Annotated in this window: 10 protein-coding genes and 7 pseudogenes; 7 read left to right on the plus strand and 10 right to left on the minus strand. The window is 60.7% G+C overall.

What is annotated here, in order from left to right; genetic code table 11:
* Positions 1–10: 10 nt before the first annotated feature.
* The 5 genes and pseudogenes from ACIGJC_RS29335 to ACIGJC_RS29355 all read left to right on the plus strand — a co-directional run.
* Positions 11–1,624, plus strand: coding sequence for a GMC family oxidoreductase (locus tag ACIGJC_RS29335; protein ID WP_483715060.1), 1,614 nt, complete (start codon positions 11–13; stop codon positions 1,622–1,624).
* Between the two features lie 44 nt (positions 1,625–1,668).
* Positions 1,669–3,309, plus strand: coding sequence for an AMP-binding protein (locus ACIGJC_RS29340; protein WP_483715061.1), 1,641 nt, complete (start codon positions 1,669–1,671; stop codon positions 3,307–3,309).
* Positions 3,310–3,589: 280 nt separating this feature from the next.
* On the plus strand, positions 3,590–4,900 hold the full coding sequence (locus ACIGJC_RS29345; protein ID WP_483715063.1) for an MFS transporter: 1,311 nt from the start codon (positions 3,590–3,592) through the stop codon (positions 4,898–4,900).
* A gap of 453 nt (positions 4,901–5,353) precedes the next feature.
* Complete coding sequence (locus ACIGJC_RS29350) at positions 5,354–6,301, plus strand: LysR family transcriptional regulator (RefSeq protein ID WP_483715064.1); 948 nt, start codon at positions 5,354–5,356, stop codon at positions 6,299–6,301.
* A 57-nt stretch (positions 6,302–6,358) separates the two neighbouring features.
* A pseudogene (locus tag ACIGJC_RS29355) lies at positions 6,359–6,502 on the plus strand (IS701 family transposase); the annotation flags it as partial.
* 2 nt (positions 6,503–6,504) lie between these two features.
* Here ACIGJC_RS29355 and ACIGJC_RS29360 read toward each other — a convergent pair.
* The 9 genes and pseudogenes from ACIGJC_RS29360 to ACIGJC_RS29400 all read right to left on the minus strand — a co-directional run.
* A pseudogene (locus ACIGJC_RS29360) lies at positions 6,505–6,774 on the minus strand (IS66 family transposase); the annotation flags it as partial.
* Positions 6,775–7,003: 229 nt separating this feature from the next.
* A pseudogene (gene ltrA / locus ACIGJC_RS29365) lies at positions 7,004–8,481 on the minus strand (group II intron reverse transcriptase/maturase).
* A gap of 415 nt (positions 8,482–8,896) precedes the next feature.
* Positions 8,897–9,178, minus strand: coding sequence for a hypothetical protein (locus ACIGJC_RS29370; RefSeq protein ID WP_483715066.1), 282 nt, complete (start codon positions 9,176–9,178; stop codon positions 8,897–8,899).
* 29 nt (positions 9,179–9,207) lie between these two features.
* Complete coding sequence (locus ACIGJC_RS29375; RefSeq protein WP_483715067.1) at positions 9,208–10,368, minus strand: low temperature requirement protein A; 1,161 nt, start codon at positions 10,366–10,368, stop codon at positions 9,208–9,210.
* A 35-nt stretch (positions 10,369–10,403) separates the two neighbouring features.
* Positions 10,404–13,095 (minus strand): annotated as a pseudogene (locus tag ACIGJC_RS29380) (excinuclease ABC subunit UvrA).
* A gap of 691 nt (positions 13,096–13,786) precedes the next feature.
* Positions 13,787–14,471 (minus strand): annotated as a pseudogene (locus tag ACIGJC_RS29385) (type 1 glutamine amidotransferase domain-containing protein).
* A 190-nt stretch (positions 14,472–14,661) separates the two neighbouring features.
* Positions 14,662–15,045: a hypothetical protein gene (locus ACIGJC_RS29390; protein WP_483715212.1), complete on the minus strand. Its 384-nt coding sequence runs from the start codon at positions 15,043–15,045 to the stop codon at positions 14,662–14,664.
* A gap of 40 nt (positions 15,046–15,085) precedes the next feature.
* Positions 15,086–15,338: pseudogene (locus tag ACIGJC_RS29395) on the minus strand (transposase); the annotation flags it as partial.
* A gap of 139 nt (positions 15,339–15,477) precedes the next feature.
* Positions 15,478–15,617 (minus strand): annotated as a pseudogene (locus ACIGJC_RS29400) (pyruvate kinase alpha/beta domain-containing protein); the annotation flags it as partial.
* Between the two features lie 70 nt (positions 15,618–15,687).
* On the opposite strand from ACIGJC_RS29400, the gene ACIGJC_RS29405 reads away from it, so the two are divergent.
* Together ACIGJC_RS29405 and ACIGJC_RS29410 are read left to right on the plus strand one after the other, a co-directional pair.
* Positions 15,688–16,650: an IS5 family transposase gene (locus ACIGJC_RS29405; protein WP_483715068.1), complete on the plus strand. Its 963-nt coding sequence runs from the start codon at positions 15,688–15,690 to the stop codon at positions 16,648–16,650.
* Between the two features lie 103 nt (positions 16,651–16,753).
* Entirely contained in the window at positions 16,754–17,314 is a 561-nt protein-coding gene (locus ACIGJC_RS29410) for a nuclear transport factor 2 family protein (protein ID WP_483715191.1), read from the plus strand.
* Positions 17,315–17,325: 11 nt separating this feature from the next.
* Here the strand turns inward: ACIGJC_RS29410 and ACIGJC_RS29415 are convergent, their stop codons facing one another.
* Positions 17,326–20,793, minus strand: coding sequence for an adenylate/guanylate cyclase domain-containing protein (locus ACIGJC_RS29415; protein ID WP_483715192.1), 3,468 nt, complete (start codon positions 20,791–20,793; stop codon positions 17,326–17,328).
* Positions 20,794–20,908: the final 115 nt, after the last annotated feature.

Consider the following 20,908-nt stretch of genomic DNA (forward strand, 5'->3'; position numbering starts at 1 on the left):
GAGATGCAACATGGACACCCTCACATTTGACTACATCGTGGTTGGCGCCGGCTCCTCCGGCGCGACGCTCGCCACGCGCCTTGCAGAGCGCGGCCGCGGCAAGGTTTTGCTGCTGGAAGCAGGCGCACCCAACGACCAGGACTTCTGGGTCAAAGTGCCGCTGGGCGTGGCCAAGATCCTGGTCAACCCCAAGTACCTCTGGCAATTCCAGACCGAGCCGCAGCACCAGTTGGCGGGTCAGTCGATCTACTGGCCGCGCGGCCGCCTGCCCGGCGGTTCCAGTTCGGTCAACGGCATGATCTACGTGCGTGGCGAGCCCGCGGAATACGATCACTGGGCCGCGCTGGGCAATGCCGGTTGGGACTACGCCTCGCTGCTGCCCTACTTCAAGCGCCTGGAATGCGCCGCCTTCGGCGATTCGTCGCAGCGCGGACGCGACGGCCCGATCTCGGTATCGTCCATTGCGCAGGTGCATCCCAATCCACTGAGCGAAGCGTTCCTGACGGCCTGCGAGCAAGCCGGCATCGCGCGCACCCCAGACTACAACGGCGGCCAGTATGAAGGCGTGAGCTACCTGCAACTCTCGACCGGCGCGGGACGGCGCTGCAGCACCGCGGTGGGTTACCTGCGGGGGCGTCCACAGGCCAATCTGGCGCTGGCCACCGAAGCCATCGTGACGCGCCTGCTCTTCCAGGGGTCGCGCGTCACTGGCGTGGAGTACTCGCAGGGCGGCCAACTCAAGCGAGTCCTGGCATCGAAGGAAGTAATCCTCAGCGCGGGCCCGCTCAAGTCGCCGCAGCTCCTGGAGCTATCGGGCATCGGCAATGCCGAGCATCTTCGCCGTCTGGGTATCGAAGTGCGCCAGCACCTGCCGGGCGTGGGCGAGAACCTGATAGACCACCTGCAATCGCGCCTCACCTTCGAATGCACCAAGGCCGAGACGCTCAACGAAATCGTCGGCAGCAAGGTCCGGTTGGCAATGATGGGCGCACGCTATCTTCTGAACCGCCGCGGCATCATGGCAACGCCCTCGGCTACCGTCCATGCGCTGGCTCGCACTCATTCCGATGACCACCGTCCGGATGCCAAGATCCAGCTACACCATCTTACAGGCGCTGACCGCTATGCCGGCAAGGGCTTCGGTCTGGATCCCTTCCCAGGCTTCGCCATCGGCTTCTTTCAGTTGCGGCCCAGCTCGCGCGGGCACCTACATGCGCGTAGCGCCAACTGGCAGGACGCTCCAGTGATCGAGCCGCGCTACCTCACAGCCGAGGACGACCGCGTGGCGATGCTGCGCGCACTGCGAAAATCGCGTGAAATCAGCCTGCAACCTGGCATCCGCGAATATGTGGTGCGCGAAACGCGACCGGGTATCGATGTGGCCGACGACGCGCGCCTCCTCGACTACATCAAGACCTCTGGCCAGACCTCCTGGCATCCGATCGGTACCTGCAAGATGGGCGTGGACGAGATGGCAGTGGTCGACCCCCAGCTGCGCGTGCGAGGCATTGCCGGCCTGCGCGTGGCGGACTCCTCGGTGATGCCGACCATGCCTTCGTCAAACACCAATGCGGCGTCGATCATGATTGGAGAGAAGGCAGCCGACCTGGTCCTTGCGCACTAACGCCCTTGTCAATCATCGAACCAACGACCCCACGAGGGACAAACATGAGCACTCAGCCCTGGCTCGCCACGTACCGTGTCAACGGCATTCCGGCGGAGATCGACCCCTGCACATACCCTTCGGTCACGCACCTGCTCGAGGAAGCAATGGTGCGTTTCCCAGACAAGCCTGCCTTCCGCGCTTTCGGGCAGACACTCAGCTACGCCGACGTCGACCGGCTTTCCGCTGCCTTCGCCGCCTGGCTGCAGAACGTCGCGGGCGTCAGGAAGGGCGATCGCATCGCCCTGATGTCGCCCAACCTACCGGCCTTCCCCTTAGCCACGATCGGGATCCTGCGTGCCGGCGCGGTCCAGGTCAATGTGAACCCACTGTATACGCCGCCTGAACTGGCTCACCAACTAAAGGACGCGGGCTGCAAGGCCATCGTGATCTTCGCCGGCTCTACCCCGGTACTGGCCGACGCGATTGCCCAGACCGACATCGAGACCGTAATCACCGTGTCGCCGGCTGACGGCACCGCCGCTACTCTGCCGTCCCCCCCGGTGGATACTCGGTTGACCAACACCGTGCCATTTGCCGAGGCGCTGCGGGCCGGCGCGGAGATGCACCGCACGCCGGTCCACATCACGTTGGACGACCTGGTGTTCTTGCAGTACACCGGCGGCACTACCGGCTTGTCAAAGGGCGCCTCGCTTTCGCACGGCAATCTCGTGGCCAACGTCGTCCAGTACAAAACCTTCGTGCCCGAGCACTTGCGCCCGGGCCAGGAAGTGGTCGTTACCGCTATCCCCCTTTATCACATCTTCGCGCTGATGGTGAATTTCATCACCTTCTTCTCGGTCGGTGCCGACAACTGGCTGGTGGCCAATCCACGTGACATGGATGGCTTCGTCGACCTGCTAGCCGAGTGCAAGCCCACAGTCGTCATGGGCGTGAACACGCTGTACGCCGGCCTCACGATGCATCCGCGCATCACGGACGTGGACTTCTCCAATCTGCGGCTGTCCGGCGGCGGGGGCTCAGCCATCGTTGAAGCGGTTTCGTTGCGTTGGAAGGCGCTAACCGGCACCTTCATCCGCGAAGGCTATGGCCTGTCGGAGACCTCGCCTGTTGTCACCTTCAATCCGGGGTCGATCACGTCGTTCAACGGCACAGTCGGCATTCCTCTGCCTGGTACCGATGTAAAGCTGATCGATGCCGAAGACAAGGAAGTGGCGCTGGGCCAGGCTGGGGAGGTTTGCGTCAAGGGCCCGCAGGTGATGCGGGGCTACTGGGGGCAGCCGGACGGCCAGAGCGGCACCTTTACTGCAGACGGCTACTTCCGCACCGGGGACGTAGGCCTATTCGACGACAGGGGCTTCTTGAAGATCGTGGATCGCAAGAAAGACATGATCCTGGTTTCTGGCTTCAACGTGTTCCCCAACGAGATCGAGGCAGTGGCCAGCGCGTTCGAGGGTGTGGCCGAATGCGCCTGCATCGGCGTTCCCGACGAAAAGAGCGGCGAAGCGGTGCGACTCTTCGTCGTTGCGGCGCCCGGCAAGACGCCCGACATGGAAGCCCTGGCTACCTACCTGCGCTCGTCGCTCACCGCCTATAAGGTGCCCAAGCGCATTGAGCAGATCGAGACGTTGCCGAAGTCGACCGTTGGCAAGATACTGCGCCGAGAATTGCGCTCTGCGACATAGGTGTTTTAGCCTCGATCTTCCCTCATCCCCTTCGCGTCTCGGCGTCGATTGCCCGATCATGCCCATGATGTGTTCGTCGGATATCAATCCCACGTCATTCATCATCGCCGAGAAGGCAGCCGATATGACTCGTTCCGCGGCTTGCCGCTGAACAATTAGGGGATGGCGGGAGCATGCGCCCCGCTAGTGCGTCGGACCACCTCGTGGGGCGAATCCAGCAAAAATCGACCGCGACAAGACGGCCACGTGTTCAATCCGAGAACAATGATATGGAGACAACATGAGTACTACTTACCAGCCTCGCAAAGCCTGGCAAATAGCGATCCTTCTATTTCTGTTCATGGCAGTGAACTTCATGGACAAGATCGTGATTGGCCTGCTTGCAGTGCCGATGATGGAGGCGCTGCAACTGACACCAGCACAGTTCGGTCTGATCGCAAGCAGCTTCTTTTGGCTGTTCGCGCTTGCCGGCGTGGCGGGCGGTTTCATGGCGAACCGAGTTGCGACCACTGGGATACTGCTCGCAATGGCGCTGACATGGTCGATATTTCAGGTGCCGATGGCAATGTCGTCCAGCCTGGCGGTGTTGATATTCTCGCGCGTGCTGCTCGGCATTGCCGAGGGGCCGGCATTTCCGGTCGCCGTGCACGCCTGCTACAAATGGTTTCCCAATGACAAGCGCAACGTACCAGTCGCATTGTTCTCACAAGGTGGCAGTGTTGGCCTACTGATTGCCGGCATCATCATTCCATTGATCACGGAGCATTGGGGCTGGCGGGCCAATTTCTACGTGCTTTCTGCCGTTGGCCTGATTTGGGCGACCCTGTGGCTGACACTAGGCCGCGAGGGACACGTCGACAACGCCGATGTGAACAATACCGCCGCGAACGTTGCCACACGGGTCCCTTATCGCAAGCTACTCGTGGATCCGACCGTATTGGCCTGCTTCCTGCTGCATTTCGTTGCCTACTGGGGGCTAGCATTAACACTGACGTGGCTCCCGGCCTACCTGCAGCGCGGCCTGGGTTATACCGACATCGAATCTGGCCGCCTTTTTGCCGCCATTGTTGCTCTCAATATGCCGGTGGCTATCGGTACTTCCTGGGTCGCGCAGCGGATGCTGGCGCGCGGTACATCTTCGCGCAATGCCAGAGGCCGCTTTTCCGCGGGAATGCTCGTGCTCGCCGGGGCTGCCTTCGCGGCCGTTTGGGCCATGGACTTGGCTCCCATCTGGCGCGTGGCACTGATCGGGCTGGCAATCGGCGTCTCCCCAACGATCTACTCGCTGGGACCGGCCATGCTCGGAGAAGTCACTCCCAGCGCGCAGCGCGGAGCCATTCTGGCTTTTGACAATTCGATTGCGTCCATCGCTGGCGTTTTGGCACCGCTGGTGTCGGCGTTCCTCATTGAAGGTATTAGCGGCGCAGCGGGCTATCAGGCAGGATTTGCCCTCTGCGGCGGAATCATGATTGTTGGCGGGGTCCTGGGTGCGCTGATAGTCAATCCGGAACAATCCGTACGCGACCTGCACTCCAACGCGGCTGAGATTGGGCAATCGCCACAGCACGATCCGCACTCGGCCGCTGTCTAGAAACTGTGTTACGAGTTGATTCTTGCCTTTGGTCGTTGGAAGTACAGGCATATCGCGATGTCTAGCGACCAACAGGGTGCTGAGTTGATGTCGCATCACGGTGATCGACTCTGCCGCCATGTGCCATTTCGATCGCTGGACTTCCCCGCAGGACGTAATCATCGGGAAACGCAGGTATTTGGTGTAAGCCGCGGTTTTTCACCATTAGGCCGCGATGCTCAATGCGGCATGGTCCGTGAACACCGCGCCATCTGCAGTCTTCATAATGCTCACGTCCCCGTTCCGCCCGAGTTCGCGGCAGCATGTGGTTGGCCCTTCACAACGGCATTAATGGGATGGACTCCCCTTCCCCGTGAAGATACATGAGTACCAGACTGATGAGCATGGCAATCTCTCAAACAGGAACATCCCTCATGAAGGTCACGACGGTCGGCATCGACTTGGCGAATTTCAATGACCCCCACTGATCCCCTGAACTTGCGTCTCCTGCATCATGCGGCGCTGCTGGCCGAAGAGGGCCATTTCGGGCGAGCCGCCGCTCGTGCTTGCCTGTCACAACCAGCATTCAGCAGGAGCGTGGCTGCTCTTGAGGAGTCTGTGGGAATTCGCCTGTTCGACCGCGGTCCGGGATTCGTGCGACTTACATCGGCAGGAAAGCGGGTGATGACTCGGGCCAAGCGTTTGCTATCTAGCTCGACTGATCTTGCCCGTGAGCTCGCCCACCTCAGGAACGGCGATCTCGGCGACATTATTGTGGGATCCTGTCCTTGCTCTGGTCCCACGCTTATGGCTACCGCGATCGCCCAATTGCAGGACGCTCATCCATTGGTACGCGTCAGACTGGAAGTGGGCGCCCCCCCGGTCTTACAGCAAATGCTGTTGAATGAAGAAATAGATTTCTTTATTGCTGATCTAACTGAATTTTTAGAACACGATCAATGTCAGATCGAACCATTGGGCACAGCTTTTGGTGGGTTGTACGTCCGAATAGAACACCCCTTGGCATTGCGAAACCGAGTTACACTGGACGAAATCAAGCGTTACCGATTGGCTAGTGTGCATTTTCCTACTCCAATTAGTCGAAACTTAGGGAAAATTTTCTGCAACGACGAATCTGGGCTATTATCTCTAGCCATGGAATGCGAAAGCATTTTGGTGCTTCGAGAATATGCATTGAAGAGCGATGTCGTCGTCATCGCACCACAGAAGGTTTTTGAACTTGAGGTAGCAGCGAATCGATTTTTCCGACTTAGTATTCCAGAATTTGACGGAAACATCATGCATACGTCGCTTCACATGCGACTTGGTCTTGTTTCGTTAGAGAATAGAACACCTTCTCCAGTCGTCAATCTATTAGCGGAAGTAGTACGCAAATGCGCAGTTAATACACTGCACATTTAGCACTACAGCCGTAGTTTTTTAAGGTTTAATTTCGTCAATAAAGAACTCGCAGACGAGATGGCTTCGAAGGCAATGCAATGGCAGCGGGAATTGGAGAGTGCCCACAGTCGACTTGAAACTCCTTTCAAGCGACCAGAACCAAGAGCGCGATCGTTGGCGTATCGGAAGGGATTGCTGAGCAGTGTAAAACGCAAGAATGGGTGCGCCGGCTGCGCGGCCACGGCCGCCGCCATGCCTTCGGCCTCATTGAGGAACAAGTCCTTCTACTCCGAGCCTCGCGCCTCGCTCTTGGCGGCGAACAGCTTACGCTGGAACGCCTTGAGCTGTTCCAAGAGCAGGTCTCGCTGGACCGTCATCACACGCAGCTCACCCTTGATTGCCTCGCGTTCCGCGAGTATTGCCTTGAGCTCTCGCTCGGCGTCGCGCAACAGTTGCAGCGCGGCGGCGGTAACGGTAACGGGCGTGGATGGCATGGCGGGTTAGACCGCTGCCGCCAAGCACCGTTCACGCAGCGCGATGGTATTCGCGGTGCGGGTGCCGGCGCATCGCCTCGATGTCGATTCCCTCGACGAGCAGCCAGTGCAACTGTTCGACCGTCAGCGTAGCCACAGCCGCCTCGCGTGAACTGTATCGCGGTAGGAATACCGGTTGCCCGGCACCCCCCGCACAGATCCCGGCGTGCCCAATTCGGGCACCGGGCTCCTACCTTGGGTGCTTGACGGCAAAGCGCTGTTCGGGCCATGGATGAAGGATTCGAGCTTTTGGCAGCCAGGTATCCGCTAAGCGAGTCATTTGCTCCCACGTCTTTTGGTCCTTTTGGCTGCGTCGCCGGAGCGTGCGTCGCCATAGGTTCGTGACGTGATGGCGGAAAGCACTCAGTGCCCGATAATTCGTGGGCACCGCGTGGTACGCAAAGTAGCCGCGTACTACCTGACCTAGCCATCTCCCTTGCAGTGGTATCGGCACATGCATGCGCCGCCGTAGCTCATCCTTGATCTGCGTGAGCTTCGCCCGCATACGATCACAGCGGCTCTTCCGTTGAAGCTGGAAGGTGCCGCGCCGTGACCGACCGCAGATAAAGATGAAGCCCAAGAAGGCGAATGTCTCCGGCCGACGAAGTCCACGACTCTTGCGCCTGACCGCCGCATGGCGTCCAAACTCAATGAGTCGCGTCTTGTCCGGATGAAGTGCAAGAGAAAACTGCTCTAACCTCGTACGCATCGCGTCCCAGAAGCGCCTCGCATCGGCTTCGTGCTCGAAGCCGACCACGATATCATCCGCGTAGCGCAGGATGATGACGTTGCCGTTGGCTTCTCGCCGTCGCCACTGGTTGGCCCAGAGATCAAACACATAATGCAGATACACGTTCGAAGCAGTGGTGACGCCACTGCGCCTTGCGGTGTGCCTGCATCACTAACGTTCACTTCTCCGTTCTCCAGAACGCCCGCCTTGAGCCATTTGCGCACAAGACGGATGACGCGCTCATCGCCTATCCGATGCTCTAGGAACCGAACCAGCCAGTCCTGGCTGACCGAGTCGAAAAAGCCCCGAATGTCGGCGTCTAAGATCCAGTTCACAGGGGTGTTGGTGATGGCCGTTGCCAGTGCGTCCAACGCATCGTGCTGACTGCGCCCGGGTCGGAACCCGTACGAGAAACCGAGGAAATCTTCCTCGTAGATCGCGTTTAGCACTTCGACCACCGCACGCTGGACGATTTTGTCTTCCAGCGCGGCTATCCCTAATGGACGCTGTTTTCCATCCGGCTTTGGTATGTACTTCCGCCGGACGGGTAGCGCCCGATACGCACCGCTGATCACTTGCGTGTGCAAGCGCTGGAGATGCTCTTCCAGACCTGCCTCGTAGTACCGCCATGTCAGGCCGTCCACTCCCGGAGCCGCGTTGCGCTTGAGCGCTTGGAACGACTCCCGAAGCCGGTCGACCGAGACGTGATGCAGCAACGCGGTGAACTGCTCCTTCTTTCGCTGCTTTGCAGCTTGCCGTACACGTTCCAGCCCCTGTGACACGCTTTCCCGGTTCTGCGCCCGGCGCGTGTTGGACTGACCCATGTTCCCCTTGGTCCCCGCCCTTGGCTCCACCCACTCCGCAGCCGATGTCCCGGCGTTGTTCGCAGGCTTCTTCGCTACTATGGCGGAGTCTGACTTCTCCCGTCCGTTCATCATCGGCTACGGCTCCTCGCCTTCCCGATGCGGACCAGCCCAGGCTGCAACTGGCCAGACGAGAGATCTCCCGGTTCCCGCGCAAAGAACTTCTGTGCATGCCAGGTTCTTAGACCACGCTGGGTCGACCGGTCACTCGCTCTATCGCGACCAGTCGTGTTGCCTTCCATGATTACTAGCATGTCGACACCCAGGATTATGCAATTATCGTGGCTCAATGGCTGGCCTGCACGTCCCCTTGCCGACGCTTCGCAGACGTCCTCGCGGGCGTCTACGCACGGCACGAGGCCGACGTGAGTTGCTAGCTCTTCATCGTAACGGACTTGCACCGTCTATCCTTTGCCGGTCTCCCGGCGCACAGTAATGTTGCTCCGCGCCACGGGCTGTGCAGGTTTCTTCTCTCACGACTCAACTTTTCTCACTGCAGCATTTTGGGGAGCAGCACTACCACACGCCACTTCATTCGCATCTCTCTAACGAGCTTGCGGTTTTCGAATTCGATCCACCCTACCCTTGCCGCCAACTTGGCCATGATGTATCGAGCGTCCTCGTTTTGTTCCACGACATCGAAACCGCTGAGCCAACGTACAACGCCGGTAGCATGATGCAGGCGCTCGCACCTATATTCGCCGTCGACCACCGCCAGAAGTCCGGCCGTTTTGACTCTTTTTACTTCGACACAAATAACCTGGGACGCCATCCGCATCGCGCCTGAACTTGCTGTGTCGCTTATGGCTGGTCTCCCGTGATAGCGCTGTTGCGTGGATGATCCTGACGCCCACGGGGGACGGTCAGGTATTTGAGACTGAGGAAAGCATAACAAATCACCGTAGCGGTCAGGCCAAGCAGGATGTAACTGGTTCTGGGCAATAGCAGGGCAAGCCCGGTCAACACGAACACGACTAGGGTGTTGACGACCAACTGGCGCCGCAACTCGGGACGCTCCATGAAATAGGCGTACTGCTTGCCAATGAAAAAGCAGACCGTGCCGATGACCAACAGTATCCGGAAATCGGATACCTGCATGTCGTCCAGGATCGCATGCCGGATCAGGCTCGCTAGGATCGACAGGCCGATGAAAACGAAAAGATGCGAATACACGACCGAATGACCGGTCGTGAGCTTCTGTCTGGACAACAGGTGAAAACTGTCAAAGTAGACCCACCAGATGCTGGATATCGTCACGAAGCCGGTGGCGGCGGTCATCAGCCTCACCACAGTCCAGCTAATATTGGCCAGTCCCGCCGACAGGCTGATAACGGACTCTCCCAGTAAGATGAGCGTGAGCAGGCCCACACGCTCGATCAGGTGTTCGGTATGCACTGGGATGCCTTGGAGATGACGCGGCAAAAAAAAGATGAACGCAACCAGATCGAACAGTATTCCAAGGTAAAACACGACATATCGCTGTGGCGCCGGGAACAGGATCGAAGCGAGGCTGATGGTGGCGCCAGCGAGGGTCACCCACCCAACTGCCGTTGTGAGATGAACGCTTTCCTTGTGCCGTTGTTTCGATACGAAATACATCATGGCGATGATGTATTTCGAACAAGCGTAGCAGACGATGATGGCCTCAAAGCTGGCCAGGAATCGTTGGTCGATCAAGCCTGAGATGATAATCATCAGGAACATGATGAACAGGGTTGCGAGCCGATGCTTCCGGTCATCCGCGTCGAACCGGTTGGCATACATCGTGTGGCTGACCCAAATCCACCACAAGGGTATGAAAGCGAGGACGTATTGCCAGAACTGGAGTGGGTCAAGATGACCCTCGTGCGTGTGGTTCAGGATATTCGTTACGTCACCGATCGCTACCACAAAAATCAGGTCGAAGAACAACTCGAGCCAGGTGGCACGGCGATTGAGTTCGAAATATTTTGTGTTGTGCATTTCTGGCCTAACAAGTAATGCTAGCGCACCAATCTTCAGTGGTTGTTGAGGTACTGCCGCAGATACCCGACGGTGCGGCTTTCCGTCGCGCGCACGATCTCCACTGGTGTGCCGCTCGCCACGATCTTGCCGCCCGCGTCGCCGGCGCCCGGGCCGACGTCGATAACCCAGTCGCTCTGCGCGGCCACCCGCATGTCGTGTTCGACCACCACGACGGTATTGCCGGCATCCACGAGTCCCTGGAGTTGCACCATGAGCCTGTCCACGTCGGCGGGATGCAGGCCGGTGGTCGGTTCGTCGAGGATATACAGGGTGTCGCCGCGCTGCGCGCGTTGCAGTTCGGTGGCGAGTTTGATGCGCTGGGCTTCGCCGCCGGACAGTTCGGTGGCCGGCTGGCCGAGCCGCAGATAGCCCAGGCCGATGTCGCGCAGCACTTTCAACGCGCGCATCACGCTGGCTTCGTCGGCGAAGAAGTCGCAGGCGGCGTCGACGGTCAGGCCGAGCACCTCGGCGATGTTTTTATCGCGCCACGTGACTTCCAGCGTGTGCGTGTTGTAGCGCGTGCCGTGGCATGTCGAGCAGGGTGCGTAGACGCTGGGTAGAAATAGCAGTTCGACGCTGACAAAGCCTTCGCCTTCACAAGTCGGGCAACGGCCTTGCGCCACGTTGAACGAAAAGCGGCCCGCGCTGTAGCGGCGCTTGCGGGCGAGCGGCGTGTCGGCGAACAGCTTGCGCACGTGGTCGAACAGGCCCGTGTAAGTGGCAAGGTTGGAGCGCGGCGTGCGGCCGATCGGTTTCTGATCGACGCGCACGAGTCGCCGCACGGTGTCCATCCCTTCGGTGATGCGGCCGCCGGTCGGCACGGCGGTGGCCGCGAACAACGGGTCCTGCTCGTCGTTGTCCGGGTTTTCGAAGGCGCGTCCAAGGTGGCTAGCGACCAGCTCGGGCAGTGCCTGGCTCACGAGGCTCGATTTGCCCGAGCCCGACACGCCAGTGACGGCAGTCAGACAGCCGAGCGGAAACGCGGCATCGAGCCCGAGCAGATTGTTGCGCGTGATGCCGGCGAGCCGCAGCCAGCGGACAGGTTTACGCGGCATACGTTCGACCGGCGCCGGCGGCGCGAACAGATGCCGGCGCGTTTGCGACGCCTCCACCTTCGCGAGTCCGGCGGGCGGCCCGCTATAGACCACATAGCCGCCGGCCTCACCCGCTGCGGGGCCGACGTCGACCAGCCAGTCGGCGCGCCGCATCATCTGCAGATCGTGTTCGACGACAAACAGCGAATTGCCCGCCGCCTTCAATCCCTGCAGCGCGCTGAAGAGTGCTTCGCTATCGGCGGGATGCAGACCGGCTGATGGCTCATCGAGCACGTACACGACGCCGAACAACTGCGACGATAACTGCGTGGCGAGTCGCAGGCGCTGCGTTTCGCCGGATGACAGCGTGGGCGTGCTGCGCTCCAACGCGAGATAGCCCAGGCCCAGATCGACCAGCGTCGTCAGGCGCTCTAGAAGTTCGGCTGCGATGCGCTGGGCAGCGACGCGCTTCTCCTCGGACAGGTTGGGCGTGCGCCTCACGTCGGGCGAGGCTTTGTGCGCGGAACCGCCTGCGGCGACCCGCTTTTCGACGGCATCGCGCATGGCGCTCCTGCTGAGCACGCTGCCCTTGGCGGTGTCTTTGACCGAATGAGCGACATCCGGCTCGGGCCATTTTCCGCGCGCGATCGGTTCGAGCATCTCGGCAAGCCTGGCGAGCGGCAACTGCGCGAACGCGCTGATATCGAGCCCGGCGAATTTCACCGACAGCGCTTCCTTCTTGAGCCGCTTGCCATGGCAGGTCGGACAGACGCTGCCGACCATGAATTGCGACACGCGTTTTTTCATCAGCGCGCTTTGCGTGTTCGCGAACGTGTGCAGCACATAGCGGCGCGCACCAGTGAATGTCCCTTGATAGCTCGGTTCGTCCTTGCGCTTTAGCGCGGCGCGGGTTTCTTTCGGCGTGAGGCCGGCGTAGACGGGCGCGGTCGGCTGTTCGTCGGTGAAGAGAATCCAGTCGCGGTCTTTCTTCGGCAAATCGCGCCACGGTTTATCGACGTCGTAGCCGAGCGTCACCAGAATGTCGCGCAGATTTTGTCCGTGCCAGGCCGGCGGCCATGCAGCGACTGCGCGCTCGCGAATGGTCAGCGAGTCGTCCGGCACCATGGATTTTTCCGTAACCTCGTACACGCGGCCGAGTCCATGGCAAGTCGGACAGGCGCCTTGCACCGTGTTCGGCGAGAAATCCTCGGCGAACAGCATGGGTTGCTTTGGCGGATATTCGCCGGTGCGCGAATAGAGCATGCGCACGAGACTCGACAGCGTGGTCACGCTGCCAACCGACGAGCGCGCGCTCGGCGTGCCGCGCTGCTGCTGCAACGCGACTGCGGGCGGCAGGCCTTCGATCGCGTCCACTTCGGGGCACGCCGACCTGTTCGATCAGGCGCCGGGCATACGGCGCGACCGATTCGAAATAGCGCCGCTGCGCTTCGGCGTACAACGTGCCAAATGCCAGCGACGATTTTCCCGATCCCGACACGCCGGTGAAGACGACTAGCGCATCACGCGGAATCTGCACGTCGATGTTTTTCAGATTGTGTTCGCGAGCGCCGCGGACGCGCACGAAGCCGGTGAAAGCGGGTGCGGCGGATTGCGCCGGCGTCGAGCGAGCTTTGTTGCGGATGGCGTCCATATCGATGAGTAACGAATAAGCATGGCTCGGCGCATCGGGCGAAAACTAATGAAGGCGCGCGGAGCATTTTCTATGCCATGTTCGTGATATTAATTGGCATAGTAGAGAACGGCGATGCAGGAATTGCAAGGCGCTCGGCGCAGGCTATTCGGGCTCTAAGGTTGTTGAGCAACGCGGGCGGGGATGGCCGCTGCAGCCGGCATTGTCGGGCCACCCTCACCGCTTCAATTAAACCCGAAGCGCCAGCATTACAGCGACACATTTTCCCAGACAGTCGAGACCGTAAAGAGCCATCCCTAAAGATTCAAGCATGATGTGCGAGACCAGCATGAGGATGCTTGCAACGAATTCCGCACTGTGTCATATCGAAGAGGATGGGTTCTTCAAGGGAAGTTTGCATGACGCGGCTCCTCCATTACTCTTTAGACAATCAGGGAAACCAGTCAGGGCTGACACGGACAGCAACAAAAAGCCCCATGACATGATCAAACGATCGTCGTTCGCGCTTCCACCAGCCAGCGACGCCGATTTTCTGAAAAGATTCCCTGTGCGATCAAAGCAAAGTGCTTGGTGCGCGCCGGTTCAGGTTCGGCTCGGGCACATGTATCACGTCCTTCGATTGGTTTCGGGTTTCGGATCTGCTGGCCCACTCTCCTTTTGCATCACTCACTCCTTCAACTCCAGCGACGTATCAAGCCATGCTCAGCCTCGAGAGCAGCGCTTTTGCCGCTGCTTCCGACGAGGCGGGATTCTGTCCAGTAATCAGGCTTGCCGCGACGACCACATATGATTGCCAATCCGGCCCCTTCGAATACTTGCCTCCATTCTTCTTCAAGATGTCCTCGACGAGGAAAGGCACCACTTCCGTAAGACCGACGGCCGCTTCTTCTGAATTGGCAAAGCCGGTTACGGGTTTATCGCGCACGAGCGGAGAGCCATCGGGCGCCTTTGCATGACGGAGCACACTGGGTGCATGGCAAACGGCGGCGACCGGCTTTCCCGCCGCATACATGGTTTCGATCAATGAGATCGACAGCGAATCTTCTGCCAGATCCCAGAGCGGTCCATGTCCGCCCGGGATAGAACAAGGCATCATAGTCCGCGGCCGAGACAGTTGAGAGCTTCGCTGCATTTGCCAGGGCCGCTTGCACTTCGTTATCCTTCTTGAAACGCCGGGTCGCTTCGGTTTGCGAATCCGGATCGTCGCTCTTGGGGTCGAGAGGCGGCTGGCCGCCTTTTGGCGAAGCGAGCGTCATCTCGACGCCTGCGTCCTTGAACACGAAATAAGGCGCGGCAAACTCTTCGAGCCAGAATCCGGTTTTCCGGCCCGTATCGCCGAGCTGGTCGTGTGAAGTCAGTACCACCAGAATTTTCATGACAACCTTGCGAGTCCGTTCAATTCACGTTGCAACGAGCCGAAGAGCGGTGTCGTCGACCCAAGTCATTCTGGCAGTATAGGCGGCTGTCAGGAGCGCTGAGGGTGTTGCCGGTTTTTGTGCTGTGTTCTTTCCCACCCCTTGACCACGTCGGTACGCAAGCGATCCGCCTGTCGCCAGCACCCCCGGTCTAAGCCACCTCGGCCTTCAGTTCGGCAATGATCTCGCGCACGATCTCGGGATCGGGCCGCTTGTTGATCAGCGGCAACCGCACCTCCTCATCGTGCGCGCGCGCAGGCCACGCGCATTCGTCCACGGTAGGGCCGCACGGGGCAGATTTTCTTCCCTTCGCCTGCGCAGTTTTTTGCGGAATGCTGCCGTATGTCCACATCTGAAAGCTGCGCAGCAGGAGCGCAGAGATCCGGCACGTTCTCGCAGGAATGAGGAAGAAGTGCAACCGGTAAAGGCCTAGTCTCGGCTTCATCGTCATCGGGTCAATGGCCACGTCGACGAGATCAGCGTCATCTCTTAGCCTGCATATGTGGTCGGGATTGCGATGATCGGCAGGCTCCATACGACCGTGACGCCTTACCCAGACCCCGATGGGAACATCGTCCACTACGCAAAGGGGTTCGCGCGACGCCGCTGCGCTTGACGTGGCTCCATACCAGCTCTTCTGAACTGAGGTCGGATGCGTAACCGGGCAGGAAATGCAAGGTCAGTTTGCCCTGCGTACTGGCGTACATGGTCCTTGACGATGGCTTTCTTATGCGCTGGAAATCCGTCGACGATCAGATGCACCGCCTTCTTTCGATTGAACATCAGCTTCTTGAACAGCGTGACGAACAACTCACTGCTGAGCCCGCCTTCGTCTTTGCCGTGAGCAGGGTCACATCGGCGATCGACGCCTTGGATATTCACATTTTCTCTCCGGTCACGACATAGCAATCACCCGCGTCTTCGGCTCGCGTCCATGACGCGGACGTTGGACCCGCCGGACACCTCCGTCGACGACTTCGTTGCTCAGAACGGCGTGGACGCCCCATGCCAAGGAAAGCCTCTGGGCAGTACCAACTCGCGGGGTTATGCCGAGAATCGGCACCTCCGGCCGCTCACGCGCCTCCGCAAAGCCGAATAGCCCGAGCTAGGGATGCTCTGCACAATTAGCCGGCGGATGTGCTTGCAATGAATCGTCGAGCCAGCGAGCATGTAGCGCATGAAGCAATCTGACCTTGGACTGAACTTGTCGACCAAGCGCACCCGCAAGCGCGAATTCCTGGATGAGATGAACCGTGTGGTGCCGTGGGCCGATCTGGTGATGCTGATCGCACCGTACGCCCCGGAAGGCAAGCGCGGCCGTCCTCCGTTCGCGGTCGAGGCAATGCTTCGCATCCACTTCCTTCAGCAATGGTTCGGCCTGTCGGACCCGGCGATGGAAGAAGCGCTGCACGACGTGCCGTTGTATCGGGAGTTTGCCGGGCTGGACAACTGGACGGTGAGGCTGCCCGACGAGAGCACCATCCTGCGGTTCCGTCACCTGCTGGAGAAGCACAAGCTGGGCGCTCAGATCCTCGCGCTCGTCAACGACATACTTCGTGACAAGGGATTGATGCTGCGCGCGGGCACGGTGGTGGATGCGACGCTAATCAGCGCACCGAGCTCGACCAAGAATGCGTCGGGCGAACGCGACCCGGAGATGCACCAGAGCAAGAAAGGAAACCAGTGGTATTTCGACATGAAAGCGCACATAGGGGTGGACGCCGAAAGCGGGCTGGTGCACACGGTGCGGGGCACGGCGGGCAACGTCAACGACGTGGTTGAGGCCAACAGCCTGCTGCATGGCGAGGAAACCGACGCGTTTGGTGATGCGGGCTATCAGGGCGTGGAGAAGCGTCCGGACGCGCGGGTGGGCGTGAACTGGCACGTGGCGATGAAGCCAGGCAAACGTCGCGTCCTAGACCAAACCAAGCCGCTTGGCGCGCTCGTCGATCAGGTCGAGAGAATCAAGGCGGGCATCCGGGCCAAGGTCGAGCATCCGTTCCGGGTCATCAAGCAGCAGTTCGGCTACAACAAGGTCCGCTATCGAGGGCTGAGGAAGAACACCGCGCAACTCATGACCTTGTTCGCGCTGTCCAATTTGTGGATGGCGCGCGGCAAACTGCTGGCTGCTGGGGCATGAGCGCGTTCCTGGCCCACGTCGATGCCTCGCGCGCAGCCCGCGAATGCTGCTCAGCGCGTGGCAGACAGCTTCGCTCCGGGCTGATAGGTTGGCGTCGTGGCGCATTCAGCTTCCTGTTAAGCGACCAAGCACACTCGATTCGCGTTTGTGCAGAGCATCCCTAAAGGCGGAATCGGACATCCGCCGCATCATGGCCCGCTACGCGATGCTTTGTGACATTCCGCTGCCGGCACACGGCCTGGACGGAGAAGGCCGCCTGCGCGAGATCGTCAACCTGTTCACCACCGACGCACGCTGGGAGGGAGTTGGTTCGTACTATGACAATCAGTTCGGCGCAAGCGCCGGCCACGAACAGATCTACCAGCACTTTGAACGGTTCTTCCGCCCGGCCACGCCGCAAATGCTGCTGAACTGCCATTACCTCACCTGCGAGCAGATTCATGTGCACGGCGATACCGCCGACGGCCAGTGGGTCCACTTCCAGCCATGGATCTTCGACGACGGGTCTTCGGTGCTCCGTTCCAACCGCCTCAACAACGCGTTCCGCTGTGTCGACGGGGTGTGGAAGATGTCGCGCTACCGGACGGAGAACGTGTTCGTCGCTCCGCTTCCGAACAATTGGGCGACGGACTTCCCTACGACATCGGCGCTGATGAAGCCGTGAGGTTGCCCCGGTTATGATCCTGTGGATTTCGCGCTGTCGCGGTAGCCTCTTGGACTAGCGAGCAGTGTCTGCGCTTCTTGCCAGTCGGCCGTATCAAACCCTTCCGTGAACAGGCCGTGAATCCCTTCCAGCATCCGGTGCGCGGCGTCCGTCTTGTCCTGTCGTTGCCATAGCCGCGCCAGGCTCAGCGCGGCGCGCAACTCGAGCGACCGCAATTCCCGGTCATGGGCAACGGCAAGCGCTTTCTGAAAGCATGCTTCAGCCTCGGTGTCCCTGGCGAGCGCGCCGGATGCGTCGCCTGCCGACTGCAGCAACAGTTCCCCTTTGAGGCGAAGCAAAATGGGTTCCGCATAGCGCTCGCCCCTGGATTCTGCCAGTGCTTCCGCCTCAGCCAGCGTGGCAAGTCCCGCTTCCGGGTTCCCGGATAATCCGTAGACCTCCGCCAGCAAACCCAAGAGGCGCGACTGCCCCAACGCCGCACCAGTGGCCGCGTAGTCCGCGAGGCCTTCGCGTATCCGGGCAATGCCGTCCTCGTGGCTGCCCGACTCGGCCAGCGTCCAGCCGTGCAGGATGGTTCCCCACGCCAGGTAGAGAGGGAACCCCTGCTCGCTCGAGATCGCGATGGCGGCGTCCGCATATTCCCGCACCAGTTTCGTCTCGCGCCGGTACAGGTACAGTTCGGCCGCGAACAGCAGGCTCAGCGCAAGGCTGAAGGGATCAGCACATTTCCTGGCCATCGCCAGGGCCTCCTCGTTGCGCTGGCGGGACTGGTCCGGAAAGCCCAGATACCACAGGATCCATCCCAGGGCGCTCAAGGCATGGATGGCCGGCACGCGACCGTAGCCCAGCAGGAAATCATGCATGTACCCATCCGGGTGATGCAGCGCGAGCACCTGCTCCATATGCGTACGAGCCTCGCCGATCTGGCCCAGGCGAAACACGCTTGCCGCGACGGCGCGGTGTCCCTCGGCGAGATGCTCCGGCCTTTGCGAACGCTGCGCGAAACCGAGCAAGCGTTCGGCCAGGGCGAGCGCGGTGCCATACTGCCCGCGCAATTGATAGAACGACCACAGCCCCAGCTGCGCCGAGAATAACTCCGGGGTTTCCCCGCCCTGCTCGCACAAGGCAAGCGCACGCCTGTAAGTGGACTCCACTTCTGCGGAAGCGTGGCCTCGGGCGGCCATCCAGGCCGGGCCGAGCGTCAGCAGCAGGATGAGCTCCTCGCGAGCACGCCCAAGCGAATCCGGCGTGGACTTGAGCAGCTCGAGCGCGGCGCCGAGATGGCGGATGGCTTCGAATTGGGCCGAACGCTGCAAGGCCTGTTGTGCAGCGAGATGCAGGTATTCGATCGCCTTTGGTACATTGCCGCTCTTGCTGTAATGGTGAGCCAACTCGTTGCAATGGTCTTTCTGCCCGCCCGGATACAGTGCCTCGATGGCCTGGGCCGTGCGTTCATGCAACATGCTGCGCTGCTCCGTCAGAAGGGAGTTGCCGGCCACCTCCTGGGTCAGGGCGTGTTTGAACGAATACTCCACCTCGGGGAAAGCCGGACGCTCGAAAATAAAGTCCCCTGCCTGGAGATCGCCTAACAGCGGGCGCAACGTCTCTTCCGGCATGGCGCTGACATGCTGGATCAGGCTTAGCGGGAACTCCTTGCCAATGACGGCCAGGGTCTGCAGCAACTCCTTCTGCGCGACGGGAAGCCGGTCGATACGGGCGGCGAGCACCCCTTGTACGGTCGTCGGAATATGGAGGTCCAGCGGCGGCTTCTCGATCCGGTAGCTGCCGGGCTGGCCGAGCAGGACCTTCTCTTCAACCAGCGTCAGGACCACTTCCTCCATAAAGAACGGGTTGCCTTCGGTCTTCGACAGGATCAGCGCTTTCAGGGGAACGAGCGAGGGATGGTTGCCCAGCAGTCCCGTCAGCAGCCCCTGCGCCTCCGCCAGCCCCAGAGGATCCAGGCGCAACTGGGTGTAATAGGGCCTGGCGCCCCAGTCATGCGTGTACTCCGGGCGGTAATTGACCAGCAACAGGATCCGGACCTGCGGCACATACTCGATCAGGATATTGAGGAAAGCATCGGTCTCACTATCCAGCCATTGCAAGTCTTCGAACAGGACCATGAGCGGCTGGTTCTGGCTCTCGCGCACCAGCAGGCGTGCGATGGCTTCAAAGGTGCGCTGGCGCCGGATCGCCGGGTCCATCGTCGGCAGCACCGACCCTGGTTCGCTGAAGCCGAGCAGGTAAAGCACATAGGGCAGATGCTCCTCCAGGGTGCGATCCAGGATCATGAGCCTGCCGGCGACCTTCTCGCGGCACAGGCGCTCGTCATCCTGCATCGTGATCTGGAAGTAGTTCCTCAGCAGGTCGACCAGCGGCAGGTAAGGAAACGCCTTGCCGTGCGACACGGAGAAGGTTTCGAGCACCATGCAGCCTTGCTGCGAGCGTCCTTTGAACTCGTGGAACAGGCGCGACTTGCCAACGCCCGCCTCGCCCACCACGCCGATGATCTGCCCGCGCCCTTCCCTGGCCAACGCAAAGGCGTGCTGCAAGCGTTCCAGTTCGGCCTGGCGCCCGACAAACTTCGCCAGGCCGCGATGCGCCGCCACCTGCAGGCGCGTGCGCAATGCACCGAGGCCGAGCACCTCGTAGACCGCGAGCGGCTCCCGGACGCCCTTGACGTTTGTCGTCCCAAGGTCCTTGAACTCGAAATACCCTTCGGTCAGCTTGTGGGTCGATTCACTGATCAGGATGGACGACGGCATGGCAACGCCTTCCATGCGCGCGGCAATATGGATGGTGTGCCCCACCGGATCATAGTCGGTGCGCAGGTCATCCTTGCGGATGGAACGCACCACCACTTCGCCGGTATGGACGCCCACGCGGATCTGCAGCGGCACGCCCTGCTCCAGGCGGACCCGGTCAGCATGGCGGCGCATCGCTTCCTGCATGCGCAGTGCCGCGTACAAAGCCCGCAGCGGATGGTCCTCGTGCGCAATGGGTGCGCCGAACAGCGCCAAGATGCCGTCACCGAGGGATTTGGCGACATACCCCTCATAGTGGTGCACGGCCTCCATCATCAGGGCCACCACTGGGTCGATCAGGCCGCGCGCTTCCTCGGGGTCCAGGTCCTGGATCAATGCCGTCGAGCCAGCCATGTCCGCGAACAGCGCGGTAATGGTCTTGCGTTCGCCCGCCGTGCCACCCCTGGCTTCCATGGCCGCCTGTTCGGCAAGGATGCGCTCGGCCAGATGGGGCGGCGTGTAAAGCACCGGCGCGGCCATGACCGGCGCAGTTTCCGGGCGATGGGCCGGCGCCGCGGCGACGTCACTCAAGGGGGCGCCGCACGCTCGGCAGAATTTTGCAGTGGGACTGGATTCCTGGCCGCATTGAGGGCAGACCTGCACAAGCCTGTTCCCGCATTCCTCGCAGAATTTTGCTCCCGCGGGATTCTCGAAGTCGCAATTGGCGCAGCGCATATCGCCCTCTGACCGTATTCGGCCATGCACCCTATTAGAGGCGCTATCCCCGCCCTTCGCAAGGCGATGCAAGGCCACCGCCCGGGCTGCCCGATCACATCTGCACCAATGCAGA

This window comes from Cupriavidus sp. C3SS-1 (assembly GCF_057073755.1).